This window comes from Mycobacterium simiae (genome assembly GCF_010727605.1).
Lineage (GTDB): Bacteria > Actinomycetota > Actinomycetes > Mycobacteriales > Mycobacteriaceae > Mycobacterium > Mycobacterium simiae.
Map to the genome: position 1 here is coordinate 687488 of NZ_AP022568.1, position 16812 is coordinate 704299.

General features: G+C 67.1%; 15 protein-coding genes. 7 read left to right on the forward strand and 8 right to left on the reverse strand.

The annotated features are described in order from the left end of the window. Nucleotides 1-11: 11 nt before the first annotated feature. From G6N33_RS03135 to mqo, 7 genes are all read right to left on the reverse strand, one after another. A complete protein-coding gene (locus G6N33_RS03135; protein WP_044510878.1) occupies nucleotides 12-1616 on the reverse strand; it encodes an MFS transporter in 1605 nt (534 codons plus the stop codon). Nucleotides 1617-1638: 22 nt separating this feature from the next. Next, nucleotides 1639-2856: a uroporphyrinogen-III C-methyltransferase gene (cobA, locus tag G6N33_RS03140; RefSeq protein WP_044510877.1), complete on the reverse strand. Its 1218-nt coding sequence runs from the start codon at nucleotides 2854-2856 to the stop codon at nucleotides 1639-1641. 103 nt (nucleotides 2857-2959) lie between these two features. Next, on the reverse strand, nucleotides 2960-4369 hold the full coding sequence (locus G6N33_RS03145; RefSeq protein ID WP_101528739.1) for a cobyrinate a,c-diamide synthase: 1410 nt from the start codon (nucleotides 4367-4369) through the stop codon (nucleotides 2960-2962). Continuing rightward, the gene (gene cobO / locus G6N33_RS03150; RefSeq protein WP_044510874.1) at nucleotides 4366-4980 is read right to left on the reverse strand and encodes a cob(I)yrinic acid a,c-diamide adenosyltransferase; all 615 of its coding nucleotides are present in this window, start codon (nucleotides 4978-4980) and stop codon (nucleotides 4366-4368) included. Before cobO ends, G6N33_RS03145 begins: the two co-directional genes overlap by 4 nt. Nucleotides 4981-5012: 32 nt before the next feature. Beyond that, nucleotides 5013-6851 (reverse strand): magnesium chelatase subunit D family protein, encoded by a 1839-nt coding sequence (locus G6N33_RS03155; protein WP_044510872.1) that lies wholly within the window; start codon nucleotides 6849-6851, stop codon nucleotides 5013-5015. Next, complete coding sequence (locus G6N33_RS03160; RefSeq protein ID WP_044510870.1) at nucleotides 6848-7318, reverse strand: GNAT family N-acetyltransferase; 471 nt, start codon at nucleotides 7316-7318, stop codon at nucleotides 6848-6850. Before G6N33_RS03160 ends, G6N33_RS03155 begins: the two co-directional genes overlap by 4 nt. A 102-nt stretch (nucleotides 7319-7420) precedes the next feature. After that, entirely contained in the window at nucleotides 7421-8848 is a 1428-nt protein-coding gene (mqo, locus tag G6N33_RS03165; protein WP_044513157.1) for a malate dehydrogenase (quinone), read from the reverse strand. A 168-nt stretch (nucleotides 8849-9016) separates the two neighbouring features. On the opposite strand from mqo, the gene G6N33_RS03170 reads away from it, so the two are divergent. Both G6N33_RS03170 and mtr read left to right on the forward strand, forming a co-directional pair. Beyond that, nucleotides 9017-10045 carry an alpha/beta hydrolase gene (locus G6N33_RS03170; protein ID WP_231382608.1) on the forward strand — a complete coding sequence of 343 codons (1029 nt, stop codon included), beginning with the start codon at nucleotides 9017-9019 and terminating at the stop codon, nucleotides 10043-10045. Nucleotides 10046-10049: 4 nt separating this feature from the next. Next, entirely contained in the window at nucleotides 10050-11429 is a 1380-nt protein-coding gene (gene mtr, locus G6N33_RS03175) for a mycothione reductase (protein WP_101528313.1), read from the forward strand. Nucleotides 11430-11433: 4 nt separating this feature from the next. Here the strand turns inward: mtr and G6N33_RS03180 are convergent, their stop codons facing one another. After that, entirely contained in the window at nucleotides 11434-11916 is a 483-nt protein-coding gene (locus tag G6N33_RS03180) for a Fur family transcriptional regulator (protein WP_044510864.1), read from the reverse strand. A gap of 164 nt (nucleotides 11917-12080) precedes the next feature. On the opposite strand from G6N33_RS03180, the gene nicT reads away from it, so the two are divergent. The 5 genes from nicT to G6N33_RS03200 all read left to right on the forward strand — a co-directional run bounded on the left by nicT (nucleotide 12081) and on the right by G6N33_RS03200 (nucleotide 16810). Next, nucleotides 12081-13199 carry a Nickel transporter NicT gene (gene nicT / locus G6N33_RS03185; protein ID WP_044510863.1) on the forward strand — a complete coding sequence of 373 codons (1119 nt, stop codon included), beginning with the start codon at nucleotides 12081-12083 and terminating at the stop codon, nucleotides 13197-13199. 89 nt (nucleotides 13200-13288) lie between these two features. Next, nucleotides 13289-13624 (forward strand): hydrogenase maturation nickel metallochaperone HypA, encoded by a 336-nt coding sequence (locus tag G6N33_RS03190; RefSeq protein ID WP_044510861.1) that lies wholly within the window; start codon nucleotides 13289-13291, stop codon nucleotides 13622-13624. Nucleotides 13625-13673: 49 nt separating this feature from the next. Further along, a complete protein-coding gene (locus G6N33_RS27710) occupies nucleotides 13674-13799 on the forward strand; it encodes a hypothetical protein (RefSeq protein ID WP_269210877.1) in 126 nt (41 codons plus the stop codon). Nucleotides 13800-13882: 83 nt separating this feature from the next. Further along, a complete protein-coding gene (locus G6N33_RS03195) occupies nucleotides 13883-14938 on the forward strand; it encodes an NADH-quinone oxidoreductase subunit B family protein (protein ID WP_044510859.1) in 1056 nt (351 codons plus the stop codon). A 72-nt stretch (nucleotides 14939-15010) separates the two neighbouring features. Beyond that, nucleotides 15011-16810: a nickel-dependent hydrogenase large subunit gene (locus G6N33_RS03200; RefSeq protein ID WP_044510857.1), complete on the forward strand. Its 1800-nt coding sequence runs from the start codon at nucleotides 15011-15013 to the stop codon at nucleotides 16808-16810. Nucleotides 16811-16812: the final 2 nt, after the last annotated feature.

The following is a 16812-nucleotide window of genomic DNA, read 5'->3' on the forward strand; positions in this document are numbered from 1 at the left end:
GGACGGGCGGGCTACAGCTCGCCGGCGTCGATCGCTTCCTTGACCTCCTGCGCGTGCGCCACCTGCTCCGGGGTGTATCCGATGAACAGGGCCGCACATCCGACGATGACGGCCGCGCCGGCCACCCACAGCAGGCCGTAGGTGTAGCCGTGATCGAGCGCCCGCAGCTGAACGTCGTTCATGAATTTCACCGGACCGGTGGTGCCGCCCAGGTACAGCGTGCGCGAGGTGATCACGGCCTGGATGACGGCCAGCACCAGCGGCCCGCCCAGGCTCTGCAACATCAGCGCGATCGCCGATACCGGCCCGATCTGGTCGAAACCCACACCCGCGATCGCCGCGAGCGTCAGCGGGACCACCACCATACCGATGCCGATGCCGCCGACCACGATCGGCAGCACCAAGTTCGGGAAGTAGGGCACGCCGCGGTGCATGAAGGCCCAGCCGTAGATCATCGCGACCAGCAGCAGCCAGCCGCCGCCGATGGTCAACACCCGCGGCGAGAACCGGGACACCAGTTGCGAGGAGATGCCCAGCCCGATGCCCATCGCGATGACGAACGGGATGAAGCCGACGCCGGCCCGCAGCGCGCTGTAGCCGAGGATGTCCTGGACGTACAGGCCGATGCAGACGGTGAGGCTGAACATCACGCCGCCGGCCAGCAGGATCGCGGTGAACGTGACCAGCCGGTTGCGGTCGCGGAACAACTTGAACGGCACGACGGGGTTTTCGGCGGTGCGCTCGACGATCGCGAACGCGATGCCTGCGGCCGCTGCCACCACCCCCGAACCGATCGTGGTGAACGAGACCCAGCCCTTTTCCGGGCCCATCGAGAAGGCGAACACCGCGGCGGTGCAGGCCAAGGTGGCCAGCATGGCCCCGGCGGCGTCCAGCTTCATCCGCTCGCGGTTGGTCTCGCGCAGCGCGGTCCGGGCCAGGTAGATCATCACCAGGCCGATCGGCACGTTGACCAGGAACGCCAGCCGCCACGACACCTCGGTCAGCGCACCGCCGACCACCAGGCCCATCACCGAGCCGACGGCGGTCATGGCGGCGAACACCGCGGTGGCGGCGTTGCGGGCGGGCCCCTTGGAGAACGTCGTCGCCACCAATGCCAACCCGGTGGGGGAGGCGATGGCCGACCCGATGCCCTGCAGCAGCCGGGCGATGACCATGGTGGCCTCGTCCCAGGCGACCGCGCACAGCACCGAGGAGATGGTGAACAACGCGACGCCGACGATGAACGTGCGTTTACGGCCGATGGTGTCGCCGAGGCGACCGCCCAACAGCATCAGGCCGCCGAAGGTGAGCACATACGCGGTGATCACCCAGCTACGGCCGGCGTCGGACAGGCTCAGCTCGTTCTGAATCTTAGGAAGCGCGACGATCGCGACCGTGCTGTCCATCGTCGCCAGCAGCTGCATGCCGCCGATGGCGATCACCGCCGCGATGAACCGCCGCGAAGGCAGCCAGGCCGGGTAATACCTGCTGGTACGGGTCGGAGCGGCAGCAGATGAAGTCTCAGCCGGGCGTTCGGTGCGTCCCGGGGCCGGACGATCGGGGCGTGCAGCAGACCAATTCCGGGCCGCGCGCTCTGTGTCGTTGAGGGCCGTCATAACGGATTACCTTACAGTAATCTTAAGAATCGTTTAAACCCCGAGCATCGCTCAGGCCGACCACGGGGCCGATCACGATGATCGCCGGAGGTCGAATCCCCTCGGCGCGGACCTTTTGCGGCGTGTCGGCCAGCGTGGCCCGCAGCGTGTGTTGGGCGGGTGTCGTCCCGTGCTGAACCACCAGCACCGGTGTATCCGCAGGTCGGCCGCCTTTCAGCAGTACGTCGACGAAGAGTTCGATGCGCTCGACGGCCATCAGCAACACGATGGTGCCGGACAGCGCGGCCAACGCATTCCAATTCACTAACGATTCGGGATGCCCGGGCGCCAGATGCCCGCTGACCACCACAAACTCGTGATTGACGGCGCGATGCGTGACGGGAACGCCCGCCAGCGCGGGCACCGCTATGGCACTTGTCACACCCGGGACGACGGTGACCGGAATGCCCGCGTCGGCGCATGCGAGGACCTCTTCGTAGCCGCGGGCGAACACGAAGGGATCACCGCCCTTGAGCCGAACGACGAAGCTTCCGGCGCGCGCCCGTTCGATCATCACGTCGTTGATCGCGTCCTGCGCCATGGCGCGCCCGTACGGGATCTTGGCGGCGTCGATGACCTCGACGTGCGGCGGCAGCTCGGCGAGCAGTTCAGGCGGCGCGAGGCGGTCGGCAACGACGACGTCGGCCTGGGCGAGCAGCCGACGGCCGCGGACGGTGATCAGTTCCGGGTCGCCGGGGCCGCCGCCGATCAGGGCCACCCCACCGCGCGCGGCATCCGGGCTTTCCGGGGCGATCAGACCCCGCTGCAGCGCCTCGCGGATGGCCGACCGGATCGCCGCCGACCTACGGTGCTCACCGCCGGCCAGCACCCCGACCGACAGCCCGGCGTACTCGAAGGACGCCGGCGTCACCGCGCTGCCCTCGACGGCGATGTCGGCGCGTACACAGAAGATCCGCCGGGCGTCGGCCGCCGCGACGACGGCGGCATTCACCGCCGGATCATTGGTGGCCGCGATCGCATACCAGGCCCCGTCGAGATCGCCGTCGCGGTACTCCCGCAGCGTGAGGGTGATTCCCGTCATCGCCTCGACCGAGCGGGTGGCGCTGCGCGAGATGACGTGCACGTCGGCTCCGCTGGCGATGAGCAGCGGGAGGCGGCGTTGCGCAACCGTGCCTCCGCCGACGACGACGACCTTCTTTCCGGTCAACCGCAGTCCGGCGAGGTAGGGGCTTTCGGTCACCCGGCAAAGCCTAGTGGCGTGCGCTAGCTGTACTGACCACGGCCGTTAGTGCGCCGCGAATCTGACCGCACCGCGACCGTGCGCTCGATTTGTCGCAGTCTCGTTAGGCTCGCAAGCTTGCGGCACGGGCCACGAAGCGCGCCACCGCATCCGGCACGGCGGCGGGGTGCGTGTGCAGATAAGACGCGTGCACGCCGGCATGCACAACACCGTCGCGGCCGTCGCGGCCGTCGCCCATCGCCGCGGTGGACTCCTCGGCCGTGGCTGCCGGGTACCTCCACGCCGGCTGATAGCTCTCGGTGAATGTGATCGCAGTCCGGTGGAACTCGTGGCCCACCACCCGCGCCCCGACCGGATACAGCGCCGACTCCGCCACCGCAACCGCGTCGCGATACGCCAACGTCAGATTCGGCGTGAACCGCGCCGTGGCACTCAGCGCCCCGCACATCGGATAGCCGTCGAGTTCGGAGGTCAGATAGATCAGGCCGGCGCATTCGGCATGCACCGGCGCACCGGACCCGGCCAGTCGCTTGATCTGTTGCCGGACAACATCATTGGCCGACAGCTCGGCTGCGAACTGTTCGGGGAAGCCGCCGGGCAGCACGACGGCGTCGGCGCCCTCCGGCAGCGTGTCGACGAGCGGATCGAAGTCGACAACGTCGGCGCCTGCCGCGCGCAGCAACTCGGCGTGTTCGGCATAGCCGAAGCTGAAGGCCTTTCCGGCGGCCATCGCGACCCGGGCCATCCTGGCGTGCCGACGGCCGTCGGCCTCACCCACCGCGGTAACCGGATCCCAAGGCGCGCTGGGACTCTGGCTACGTGCGACCGCCATCACCGCGCCCAGGTCGACGTGGCGCGCGACCAGCGCGGTCATCGCGTCGACCGCGAGCCGCGCCCGTCGGCCGTATTCGACGGCGGTCACCAGACCCAGATACCTGGTCGGCAACTCTAATTCGGCATTGCGCCCAATCGCGCCCAGCACCGGGACACCGGTGTGCTCACACGCCTGTCGTAACACCTGCTCGTGGCGCAACGATCCCACCCGGTTGAGGATGACCCCCGCGATCCGGATCCCGGTATCGAACGTCGAAAATCCGTGCAACAGTGCGGCAATGCTGTGGCTTTGACCACGCGCGTCGACCACCAGGATCACCGGTGCGCCGACCAGGGCGGCGACGTGGGCCGTCGAACCCGCGGGCGCGGTGGCGGCGCCCGCCCCGATCCGGCCGTCGAACAGCCCCATCACGCCTTCGATCACCGCGATGTCGGCGCCGGCAGCACCGTGGGTATAAAGCGGCCCAATGAGCTGCTCCCCTACCATGACCGGGTCGAGGTTGCGTCCGGGCCGTCCGGCGGCCACCGTGTGGTAACCGGGGTCGATGAAGTCCGGGCCCACCTTGAACGGCGCGACGATGTGCCCAGCCTGCCGCAACGCCCCGATCAAACCCGTTGCGACGGTGGTCTTTCCACTGCCGGAGGCGGGTGCGGCAATGACGACCGCGGGGGCACTCACCACTCGATGCCCTTCTGACCCTTGCGGCCCGCATCCATCGGATGCTTGACCTTGACCATCTCGGTGACGAGGTCGGCGGCCTCGATCAGCCGGGGCGGGGCGGCGCGTCCGGTGATCACCACATGCTGATGGCCGGGCCGGGCGACCAGCGCGTCCACCACCTCGTCGACATCGACCCAACCCCACTTCAGCGGATAGGTGAACTCGTCGAGTACGTAGAAATCGTGGCGCTGCTCGGTCAGCCGACGCGAGATCTCGGCCCAGCCGTCCGCGGCGGCCGCCGCGTGGTCCTCCTCGCTGCCGGATTTACGGCTCCACGACCACCCGGCGCCCATCTTGTGCCATTCGACGGCTCCGCCGAAGCCGTGCTCGTCGTGCAACCGACCGAGCCGGGTGAGCCCGGCCTCCTCCCCCACCTTCCATTTGGCACTCTTGACGAATTGAAACACCGCGACGTCCAGGCCAGCGTTCCACGCGCGCAACGCCATTCCGAACGCCGCCGTCGATTTCCCCTTGCCGTCACCGGTGTGCACCGCCAGCACCTGCTGGTTGCGCCTGGCCCGGGTGCTCAGCCCGTCGTCGGGCACCTGCAGTGGGGTTCCCTGTGGCATGGCGGCGCACCTCCGTTGTCGTTGCCCGCCGGCTAGGCGACGTCGCGTATCGCTTGCGTCAGCTGGTCGGCGTGCAACTGCTCCAATCGGACAGTCGGCGCACCGAGATGACGGGCGAGCTGGCTGGCCAAACCCAACCGGACATATGATGTTTCGCAGTCCACGACCACCGCTGCCGCGCCTTCGCAAACCAGTCGAGAGGCAGCTATTCTGCTGCGGTGCAACGGATCTGGGCCCGCCGTGGCGCGGCCGTCGGTGAGCACCACCAGCAACGGGCGGCGTACCCGGTCGCGCGCCCGCTCCCGCACGATCAGCTCCCGCGCCGCGAGCAGTCCCTCGGCCAGCGGTGTCCGCCCGCCAGTGTCGAAGCGGGCCAGCCGGCGCGCGGCGATGTGCGCCGACGACGTTGGCGGCAGCAGCACCCGCGCCTGGTCTTGGCGGAACGTGATCACGGCGACCTTGTCCCGGCGTTGGTAGGCGTCGCGCAGCAGCGACAGGGTGGCGCCACTGACCGCCGCCATCCGATCCCGGGCAGCCATCGACCCCGACGCGTCGACCACGAAAATCACCAGGTTGCCTTCGCGCCCTTCCCGAATCGCCCGCCGCACGTCATCGGCGCGGATGCGCAGCGGACCGCCCCCGGCGTGCTCGGCGGCCGACAGCACCGTGGCGAACGGATGCAACCCGTGCGCGTCGGCGTCGGTGCCGTCCGCCGCGGCCACCACGCTTCCGGATCGATTGCGGGCGCGCGACCTTCGTCCGGGCGCTCCTTCACCCACGCCGGGAACCGTCAGCGCCCGGGTCCGGAACGTCTTGGACGGCGGGGCGCTGGGCCGCGTCTTCGGCACCTGCGCCTTAGGCGCAGCTGGTTGCGAATTCTGTTGTGCTGCACGGTCACCGGCTGGGTGTCCGCCGCCGGGTGGCTCGGGGTCAGGCTCGGGTTCTTCGCCCGCCCGCTGCAGCGCCTCGCTGAGCTGGTCGGGATCGATGCCCGGATCGTCGAACGGGTCACGGCGGCGTCGGTGTGGCAGCGCCAATTCGGCCGCCACCCGGATGTCCTGTTCCTGGACGCGCGTCGCTGCCCGCCACGCGGCGTGCGCGGTGGCGGTACGGGCCACCACCAGATCGGCACGCATCCCGTCCACGTCGAACGCGGCGCACAACGTCGCGATGCGGCGTAATTCGTTGTCCGGCAACACCACGTCTTCGACGAGTGCACGCGCCGCCGCGATCCGCTGGGCCAGTTCGGCTTCGTCGGCGGCGTAACGGGTGGCGAACCCGTCCGGGTCGGCCTCGTAGGCCATCCGTTGCCGGATCACCTCCACCCGTACGTCGACGTCACGCGACGCCTGAACATCGACTGTGAGCCCGAATCGGTCGAGCAGCTGCGGACGCAGCTCGCCCTCCTCCGGATTCATCGTGCCGATCAGCACAAAGCGGGCCTCGTGAGTGTGAGATATGCCGTCGCGTTCGATGTGCACCCGGCCCATCGCCGCGGCGTCGAGCAGGACGTCGACGAGGTGGTCGTGCAGCAGGTTGACCTCGTCGACGTAGAGCACGCCGCCGTGGGCCCGCGCCAATAACCCCGGTGCGAACGCATGCTCGCCGTCGCGCAGCACCTTCTGCAGATCCAGCGACCCGATCACCCGGTCCTCGGTTGCGCCGAGCGGCATTTCGACCAGTCCCCCGCCGGTGCCGTTGCCCGTCGCCGCGGACAACAGCGCGGCAAGCCCGCGCACCGCCGTCGATTTGGCGGTGCCCTTTTCGCCGCGGATCAGCGCACCGCCGATCTCGGGTCGCACCGCACACAGCAGCAGTGCCAGCCGCAGCTGGTCCTGGCCGACGATCGCGCTAAACGGATAGGGCCTCATGGCTGGTCCGCCACCCCGGAACCGGGCCGCAGCATCGGAGTGTGCGGCACACCGTCATCGAGGAAATCGTCGCCGTCGCGGACAAACCCGTGCCGGGCATACATGTCGGCCAGGTAGCTCTGCGCGTTGATCCGGCACGGGTAGTCCCCGACCTCGGCCAGGGCCGCTTGCAGCAGCCGGGTGGTATGTCCCCGTCCGCGCATGCTGCGTTTGGTGCACAACCTCCCGATCCGGAACACTTTTTCACCGCCGGCATGCTCCTCCGTCAGCCGCAACGTGCAGATCACCTCGCCGTCGGGCGTTTCCAGCCAGAAGTGCCGGGTTTCGGCGAGTAGGTCGCGCCCATCCAGCTCCGGATACGGAATGGCCTGTTCGACCACGAACACCTCGACCCGCAGTTTGAGCAGCTCGTAAAGCGTTTGTGCGTCAAGGTCTTTGGCCCAGATGCGGCGGAGCGCTTCTGTCATGAGCGTCTCTCCTGCGCATCGCTGCGCTCTGCATCGTCGACGCCGCGCGTCATCAGCGTCTCTCCTGCGCATCGCTGCGCTCTGCATCGTCGACGCCGCGTGTCATAAGGCATTCAACTGTAGTGCCTGGGCGCTCCACGACCGCACCTCGTCATAGAGCCTGGGCTCCTGGGACAGCTGTGTCCCCAGCGAGGGGACCATTTCTTTGAGCCTGGGCAGCCAGGCCTGATAGCGATTGGCAAAATACCCCCGGAGCACGTCGAGCATGATCGGCACGGCGGTCGAGGCCCCCGGCGAGCCGCCGAGCAGGCCGGCGATGCTGCCGTCGGCCGAACCCACCACAGTGGTGCCGAATTCCAGCGCTCCGCCCTTCTTTTCGGCCGGCCTGATCACCTGCACCCGCTGACCGGCGACCGTCAGTTCCCAATCCGGATCGGCCGCGCCGGGAGCGAATTCGCGTAGTGCCCGCAGTCGGTCGGCGCGGGTCAGTCGCAGCTGGCGGAGCAGGTAGGCGATCAGCGTCGTCTGGGTCATGCCGGCACCGAGCATCGACACCACGTTGTCCCAGCGCACCGATCGGGGCAAATCGCTGGCGTGGCCGTGCTTCAAAAATTTCGGCGACCAGCCCGCGTAGGGCCCGAAGACCAGCCACGACTTGCCGTTAACGAATCGCAGGTCAAGATGCAGCGCCCCCAGCGGCGGCGCACCGGGTGCGGGGACGCCGTACACCTTGGCCCGGTGCTCGGCGGTCAGCGCCGGGTTGTCGGTGCGCAGGAACCGCCCGCCGATCGGGAAGCCGGCGAACCCCCTGACCTCGTTGATGCCGGACTTCTGCAGCAGGGGCAACGCGTCGCCGCCCGCACCGATGAACACGAACTTCGCGTCCAGCTTGCGCTTTTCGCCGGTGCGCCGGTCGAGCATCTGCAGGGTCCAGCTGCCATCGCCGTTTCGGGTCAGGTTGCGGACCTCGTGACCGAATAGCGTGGTGGCGCCGCCCCGCACGCAGAAGCCGACGAGCTGCTTGGCCAGCGAACCGAAGTCGACGTCGGTGCCCTCGGGCGCCCAGTTCAGCGCAATCGGCTCGGAGAAGTCGCGTTGGGCGGCCATCAACGGGAGCCGGCGGGCAAACTCGTCGGCATCAACGATCAACTCGGTCTCGGCGAACAACGGGTTGTGGGCCAGCGCCTGCCGACGCCGTCGCAGATAGTCCACCCCGTCGGCGCCCCGCACGAAACTGACGTGCGGCACGGCGTTGAGAAAGCTGGGATCGGTGAGGACGCCGTTTTCCACCGCATAAGCCCAGAACTGACGGGTCACCTGGAATTGCTCGTTGATCAACACCGCCTTGGTGATGTCTATCGAACCGCCACGCTCGGGTGTGTAGTTCATCTCGCACAGTCCGGCATGGCCGGTGCCGGCGTTGTTCCAGGGACTGCTGCTTTCGGCGGCGACGGCGTCAAGCCGTTCGACCAGGGTGATCGACCACTGCGGCTCCAGCAGCCTGAGCAACGCGGCCAGGGTGGCGCTCATGATGCCGGCACCGACCAGCGCGACGTCGGTGCGCGCCGTTGACTCTGACACCCGAACGTTGATCCTTCCCTGAGCCGTGCCGTCCCTCAGGTTATCCCGGGCACGCGGTCGGAAACGACCTGCACCGGCCCGGATCAGCAAAAGCGACCGCCAGGCTAAGCTGACCTGGTGACTGGCTGGGTGCCCGACGTCCTACCTGGCTACTGGCAGAACACCATTGCGCTGGGAGCCGATCCCGCCGGCGAGGGCGACATCGTCGCAACCCTGATTCGACGCGGGCCCCAACCCGGCGCTGCCGGCGGCGTCGGGCATGCGGTGCTCGCGGTTCACGGTTACACCGACTACTTCTTCAACACCGCGCTGGCCGATCATTTCGCCGACCGCGGCTTCGCCTTCTATGCGCTAGACCTGCAGAAGTGCGGCCGGTCGCGCCGCGACGGCCAGACCCCGCATTTCATCACCGATCTCGCGCATTACGACACCGAACTCGAACGCGCCCTGTCTCTCATCACCGCGCAGGCCGGCAACGACCCGAAGGTTCTGATCTACGGCCACTCGGCCGGTGGCCTGATCGTGTCGCTGTGGCTCGACCGGTTGCGACAACGAAACCCGAAGGCGCACGCCCTCATCGCCGGGCTGGTCCTCAACAGCCCCTTCCTGGATCTGCACGGCCCCGCGATCCTGCGGCTGGGTTTCACCTCGGCCATGATCGCGGGGCTGTCGCGGCTGCGCGCCAAGAGCGTGGTCCGGCCGTCGAGCAAGGGCGGTTACGGTACTACCCTGCACCGCGACTACGACGGCGAGTTCGAATACGACCTGCAATGGAAACCGTTGGGCGGCTTTCCCATAACCGTGGGATGGCTCAACGCCGTGCGTCGCGGCCAAGCCCGGTTACACCGTGGACTCGACGTCGGGGTGCCCAACCTCATCCTGCGGTCGGACCACAGCGTGCCCGAAAGCGCGGACGCCGCGGCCATGCAACACGGCGACGCGGTGCTCGACGTCACCCAGATCGCCAGGTGGGCGGGCTGCATCGGGAACCGTAGCAGCATCATCCCGGTGGCCGACGCCAAACACGACGTGTTCCTGTCGTTGGCGCAGCCGCGCGAGGCCGCCTATCGGGAACTGGACGGCTGGCTGGCCGGCCACCTGCGCGGCCACGATGCCGACGTCCCCGCGTCATTCGGAAAGGGGTGAGGGCGTGCAGACCTACGACATCGCGATCATTGGAACCGGTTCGGGCAACAGCATTCTCGATGACCGCTTCGCCGACAAGCGGGTGGCGATGTGCGAGCAGGGCACCTTCGGCGGAACCTGCCTCAACGTCGGATGCATCCCGACCAAGATGTTCGTGTACGCGGCCGAGGTCGCCCAGACGATCCGCGACGCGGCGCGCTACGGCATTGACGCCAGCATCGAGCGGGTGCGCTGGGACGACATCGTCTCCCGGATTTTCGGGCGCATCGATCCCATCTCGGTCGGCGGCGAGGACTATCGCAGTTCCGCGCCCAACATCGATGTGTACAAACAACACACCCGCTTCGGACCAGTTCAGGACGACGGGCGCTACCTGCTGCATACCGACGCCGGCGAGGAGTTCGCCGCCGACCAGGTGGTGATCGCCGCCGGGGCGCGGCCGGTCATCCCCCCGGCGATTCTCGAGTGCGGTGCCCGCTACTACACCAGCGACACCATCATGCGAATCGCCGAATTGCCGGCGCATCTGGTGATCGTCGGAGGCGGTTTCGTGGCGGCCGAGTTCGCCCACATCTTCTCCTCGCTTGGCGCGCGGGTCACCCTGATCGTCCGCGGCTCCGCCTTGCTGCGCCATTGCGACGACGTCCTGTGCAAGCGCTTCACCCGCATCGCGTCGAGCAAATGGGAACTGCACACCCACCGCAACGTCGTGGGCGCCGAGAATCACGGGTCCGGCGTCGCGGTGCACCTCGACGACGGGCACACCGTGCACGCCGACGCGATGCTGGTGGCGACCGGCCGGGTCTCCAACGCCGATCAACTCAACCTCGAGCAGGCCGGCGTCACCGTCGAGGACGGTTTGGTGGTCGTCGACGAACACCAGCGCACCACGGCGCGTGGGGTTTTCGCGCTCGGCGATGTCTCTTCGCACTACCAGCTCAAGCACGTCGCCAACCATGAGGCGCGGGTAGTGCAGCACAACCTACTGTGCGATTGGGACGACACCACGGCGATGGCCGTCGCCGACCACCGCTACGTGCCGTCCGCCGTGTTCACCGACCCTCAGATCGCCTCCGTGGGATTGACCGAAAATGAAGCCATCGCACAGGGTTTCAAGATTTCGACCAAGATTCAGGACTACGGCGACGTCGCCTACGGCTGGGCGATGGAGGACACCACCGGGATCGTGAAACTCATCGCCGAGCGCGGCACCGGGCGGTTGCTGGGGGCACACATCATGGGCTATCAGGCCTCGTCGATCATCCAGCCGTTGATCCAGGCCATGAGCTTCGGACTCAGCGCACCAGAGATGGCCCGCGGGCAGTACTGGATCCATCCGGCGCTACCGGAAGTAGTGGAGAACGCACTGCTCGGGCTGCGCTGAGCGCTCAGCGCCGCCCCGCCGACTCGACGTCCTGGCACTCCGGGCACAGGCCGTGCAACGTCAGGCCCGCCCGCTCCGACAAGGCGAACGCGCTGCCGGCCATCGCGTGTTCGAGCGCCGAACTCAGCTGCCGGGCGGGCACCTCGATCATCGAGTCGCACTCGGTGCACACCGCGTGGTGGTGCGGGGCCGTCGCCAGCCCATAGGTTGTGGTGCCGCCGTCCAGCGTCAGCGCGTGTAACACCGACTGCTCGACCAGAGTGGTCACCGTTCGGTAGATGGTGGCCAGGTCGGGGGGCTGGGTGCCGGCGGGCAGGCACTGCTGCACCCGCTGGTGAATCTCCGCGACGGACAGATGCCCATTGACCGGTTCGAGCACGGCCAATACCTGAATACGCGATGCCATCCGCCGCAGCCCACGGGCGCGCAGGAATTCGCCGATACGTTCGGTAACCACGGGATCGAGTGCCGACGAGTTGGACGTCACCCGTTCAGTGTCGCGCCGGTTACGCAGGATTGCCAGTATTCGGAGCCTCAGAGGCCAAAGCTCCTGCAACTCGCTTGCATCGATCTCGTCCCCGAACCTAAGGTCATGGGCGTCGTCCGCAGGACGCACCGCAACCGCACCGCACCTGAACACACAAGGACCGAATGTCCACCACGGACCTCGCCCCGCCGCAGACCAGGTTGGCCAAGCTGCAGGGCTCGCTGAGCGCCGCGGAGTGGGGGCGTGTCGCAATGATGCTGACCCTGATCGTCGCGCTGCACCTGGTCGGCTGGGCGACCCTGCTGCTGCTGGTCGATCCGGCGCGGCTCAGCGTGGGCGGCAAGGCATTCGGCATCGGCGTCGGGGTGACCGCGTATGCCTTGGGCCTGCGGCACGCCTTCGACGCCGACCACATCGCCGCGATCGACAACACCACCCGCAAGCTGATGGGCGACGGGCAACGCCCCCTTGGCGTCGGGTTCTTCTTCTCGTTGGGGCACTCCACCGTGGTGTTCACGCTGGCGGTGCTGCTGGCCATCGGCACCACGACCGTCGTCGGGCCCGTCGAGAACGATTCGTCCACGCTGCACCACTACACCGGGCTGATCGGCACCAGCATCTCGGGCGTGTTCCTGTACCTGATCGCCGCCCTGAACCTGGTGGTGCTGGCCGGGATTCTGCGGACGTTTCTGCGCTTGCGTCGCGGCCATTACGACGAGGCCGAACTCGAGCAGCAGTTAGCGAGCCGCGGCTTCCTCAACCGGTTCTTCGGCCGCTTCACCCGCTCGATCACCAAGTCGTGGCACATGTATCCGATCGGATTGCTGTTCGGCCTGGGCTTCGATACCGCGACCGAGATCGCCCTGCTGGTATTGGCCGGTACCAGCGCGGCAGCCGGGCTGCCGTGGTATGCCATTCTGTGTTTGCCGGTGCTGTTCGCGGCCGGCATGTGTCTGCTCGACACCATCGACGGCTCGTTCATGAACTTCGCCTACGGGTGGGCGTTCGCCAGTCCGGTGCGCAAGATCTACTACAACATCACCATCACCGGACTCTCGGTGGTGGTCGCCCTGCTGATCGGCAGCATCGAACTGATCGACCTGTTCGCCGAGCAGCTCGGCTGGCGCGGCCCGTTTTGGGACTGGGTGGCAAGCCTCGACCTGAACACCGTCGGCTTCGTCATCGTCGGCCTCTTCGCGCTCACCTGGGTGGCGGCGCTGCTCATCTGGCGCTACGGCCGCATCGAAGAGAAGTGGGCGCCGGCCACCGAGCGCACGGTGTAGCTGTCCCTGCGCAAGCTGCGGGTATTCGTCGCGGCTGGCGCGGAGTAGAAACAACGGTATGGGGCCGCCCCCGACGCCGGCGGCCGGCGATGCATGAGCTCTCGCTGTGCGAGGCGATCGCCGGTGTGGTGAAGGTCCACGCGGACGGGCGGCACGTCGATGTGGTCCGCGTCCGGATCGGCGCGCTGCGTCAAGTGGTCCCCGAGTCGTTGTTGTTTTGCTGGACCCTGGTCCGCGACGCGCAGAGCCTGCCCGACGCCGAGCTCGAACTCGAGTGTGTCGGCGCCGAGGTGCGTTGCCGTTCCTGCGGTCGGCAATCCGAGATCACGTCGACGTGGTCGATTTGGTGCCCGCAGTGCGACAGCTCCGACGTGCAGGTGCTGCACGGCGACGAGTTCCTGGTGACATCGCTGGACGTCTCCTGAAAGGGCTTGCCGCCCAGCCGAGTTCGACGTCGGCGAGCATGGAGATCTGGTGTTGCTCAACAAGATCGACCGCACGCCGCCACTGGATGCCGAGGTGGACACCTACCTTGCCCACGGGCGCCAGGGATCGATCGCGGCGGGGGTGACCGTTGACAACTCCAAGGGGCGGGAGTAGACCCAGAAACAACGCTGCGCAAGTGGGCCGACGGTCGACTCCGGCAGCGCCAGGAGCCCAGCCCGGCCCCGGAAAGCTGCAGCATGCCAACGGAAGCAGCAGTCAAAGCGGAAGAAACATTGATCCACGTCCTTTGGATCAATGCGGGCCTCAGTTGTGATGGTGATTCGGTGGCGTTGACTGCCGCCACCCAGCCCAGTGTCGAGGAGATCGCCCTCGGAGCTCTTCCCGGTCTCCCCAAAGTCGCCGTGCACTGGCCCCTGATCGATTTCGAATGCGGCCCCACCGGAGGCGCCGACGACTTCCTGCAATGGTTCTTCAAGGCCGACCGCGGCGAACTGGAGCCGTTCGTCCTCGTGGTCGAAGGGTCCATTCCGAACGAGAACATCAAGCAGGAGGGTTACTGGTGCGGGTTCGGCAACGACCCCGCGACCGGCCAGCCGATGACCACCAGCGAGTGGCTGGACCGGCTTGCCCCCAAGGCCACCGCGATCGTCGCCGTCGGCACCTGTGCAACCTACGGCGGGATCCACGCCATGGCGGGCAATCCGACCGGAGCGATGGGGGTGCCCGATTATCTGGGCTGGGGCTGGCAGAGCAAGGCCGGCATTCCGATCGTGTGCGTACCGGGCTGCCCGATCCATCCGGACAACCTGTCGGAAACGCTGACCTATCTGCTCTACATGGCGACAGGTCAGGCGCCGATGATTCCGCTCGACGATGCGCTGCGCCCGAAGTGGTTGTTCGGCAACACCGTCCACGAAGGCTGCGACCGGGCCGGCTATTACGAGCAGGGCGATTTCGCCACCGAGTACGGGTCACCGAAATGCATTGTCAAGCTTGGCTGTTGGGGCCCCGTGGTGAAGTGCAATGTGCCCAAACGAGGTTGGATCAACGGAATCGGTGGTTGCCCGAACGTCGGCGGCATCTGCATCGGATGCACGATGCCGGGATTCCCCGACAAGTTCATGCCGTTCATGGACGAGCCACCGGGGGGCAAGCTCTCCAGCACCGCGTCCGGGTTGTACGGCTCCGTGATTCGCAGCTTGAGGGGTATCACGGCCCGCACCGTCGACAAGGAACCGCGCTGGCGCCACAAGGGCACTGAACTCACCACCGGGGCACGCCGCACCTGGTAGGTGCCGGCGCGTGCGTCAAGTTTTCCAGCGATCTTCACGCCACATGCCGTTGGGGCAGAGAGTAGTAATGCGATGACAACCATCATTCCCAAGCCCACGCAAGACAAGCAGCAGCCGGGTCAACTCGTCGACATGTCGTGGGACCCGATCACCCGGATCGTGGGCAGCCTAGGCATCTACACCAAGATCGACTTCGAGAACCGCCAAGTCGTCGAATGCCACAGCACCTCGTCGATTTTCCGCGGTTACTCGATCTTCATGAAGGGCAAGGACCCGCGCGACGCCCACTTCATCACCAGCCGCATCTGCGGCATCTGCGGCGACAACCACGCCACCTGCTCCTGCTACGCCCAGAACATGGCCTACGGCGTCAAGCCGCCACACCTGGGCGAGTGGATCGTCAACCTCGGCGAGGCCGCGGAATACATGTTCGACCACAACATCTTCCAGGAAAACCTGGTCGGAGTGGACTTCTGCGAGAAGATGGTCGCCGAAACCAACCCCAGCGTGCTCTCGTTGGCCGAGAAGACCCCCGCCCCACAGGCCGGCGCCCACGGCTACCGGACCATCGCCGACATCATGCGCTCACTCAACCCGTTCAGCGGCGAGTTCTACCGCGAGGCGTTACAGGTCAGCCGGTGGACCCGGGAAATGTTCTGCCTGATGGAGGGTCGCCACGTGCACCCCTCCACGCTGTACCCGGGCGGGGTCGGCACCGTGGCGACCATCCAGCTGATGACCGACTACCTGACCCGGCTGATGCGCTACGTGGAGTTCATGAAGAAGGTCGTGCCCATGCACGACGACCTGTTCGACTTCTTCTACGAAGCGCTGCCCGGCTACCAGAACGTCGGATTGCGCCGCACGTTACTCGGCTGCTGGGGTTCCTTCCAGGACCCCGAGGTATGCAACTTCAAGTACCAGGACATGGAACGCTGGGGCAACGCGATGTTCGTCACCCCGGGTGTGGTGGTCGACGGCAAGCTGGTCACCCACTCGCTGGTCGACATCAACCTCGGCATCCGAATCCTTTTGGGCAGTTCATATTACGACGACTGGACGGATCAGGAAACGTTCGTCAAGACCGATCCGCTGGGCAACGCCGTGGACCGGCGCCACCCGTGGAACCAGCACACCAACCCCCATCCGCAGAAGCGCGACATGGATGGCGGCAAGTACAGCTGGGTGATGTCGCCGCGCTGGTTCGACGGCAAGGATCATCTGGCATTGGATACCGGCGGCGGTCCGCTGGCCCGGCTGTGGGCGACCGCCCTGGCCGGCCTGGTCGACATCGGTTACGTCAAAGCGACCGGCAGCAGCGTGCAGATCAACTTGCCCAAGACCGCCCTGTTGGGACCGGTCGAGCTGGAGTGGAAGATCCCACAGCACGGCAGCAACACGATCGAACGCGACCGGGCGCGCACCTACTTCCAGGCCTACGCCGCGGCCTGTGCGCTGCACTTCGCCGAGAAGGCGCTCGAGGAGATCCGCGCCGGGCGCACCAAGACCTGGGAGAAATTCGAGGTGCCCGACGAGGCGATCGGCTGCGGCTTCACCGAGGCGGTGCGAGGCGTGCTGAGCCACCACCTGGTGATCCGGGACGGCAAGATCGCGAATTATCACCCTTACCCGCCCACGCCGTGGAATGCCAACCCACGCGACAGCTTTGGCACACCCGGGCCCTACGAGGACGCGGTGCAGGGCCAGCCGATCTTCGAGGAGAACGGCCGGGAGAACTTCAAGGGCATCGACATCATGCGCACGGTGCGCAGCTTCGACCCCTGCCTGCCGTGCGGTGTGCACATGTATCTGGGGAAGGGCAGAACCCTGGAGAGACTGCACACGCCGACGCAGTCACCTGCCGGGGAGTGAGC

Bases quoted from the DNA above. Each gene is read 5' to 3' on its own strand.
- G6N33_RS03135 (WP_044510878.1), bottom strand. From the start codon at position 1,616: ATGACGGCCCTCAACGACACAGAGCGCGCGGCCCGGAATTGGTCTGCT.
- cobO (WP_044510874.1), bottom strand. From the start codon at position 4,980: ATGCCACAGGGAACCCCACTGCAGGTGCCCGACGACGGGCTGAGCACC.
- G6N33_RS03155 (WP_044510872.1), bottom strand. From the start codon at position 6,851: ATGAGGCCCTATCCGTTTAGCGCGATCGTCGGCCAGGACCAGCTGCGG.
- G6N33_RS03160 (WP_044510870.1), bottom strand. From the start codon at position 7,318: ATGACAGAAGCGCTCCGCCGCATCTGGGCCAAAGACCTTGACGCACAA.
- mqo (WP_044513157.1), bottom strand. From the start codon at position 8,848: ATGAGCGCCACCCTGGCCGCGTTGCTCAGGCTGCTGGAGCCGCAGTGG.
- nicT (WP_044510863.1), top strand. From the start codon at position 12,081: ATGTCCACCACGGACCTCGCCCCGCCGCAGACCAGGTTGGCCAAGCTG.
- G6N33_RS03190 (WP_044510861.1), top strand. From the start codon at position 13,289: ATGCATGAGCTCTCGCTGTGCGAGGCGATCGCCGGTGTGGTGAAGGTC.
- G6N33_RS03195 (WP_044510859.1), top strand. From the start codon at position 13,883: ATGCCAACGGAAGCAGCAGTCAAAGCGGAAGAAACATTGATCCACGTC.
- G6N33_RS03200 (WP_044510857.1), top strand. From the start codon at position 15,011: ATGACAACCATCATTCCCAAGCCCACGCAAGACAAGCAGCAGCCGGGT.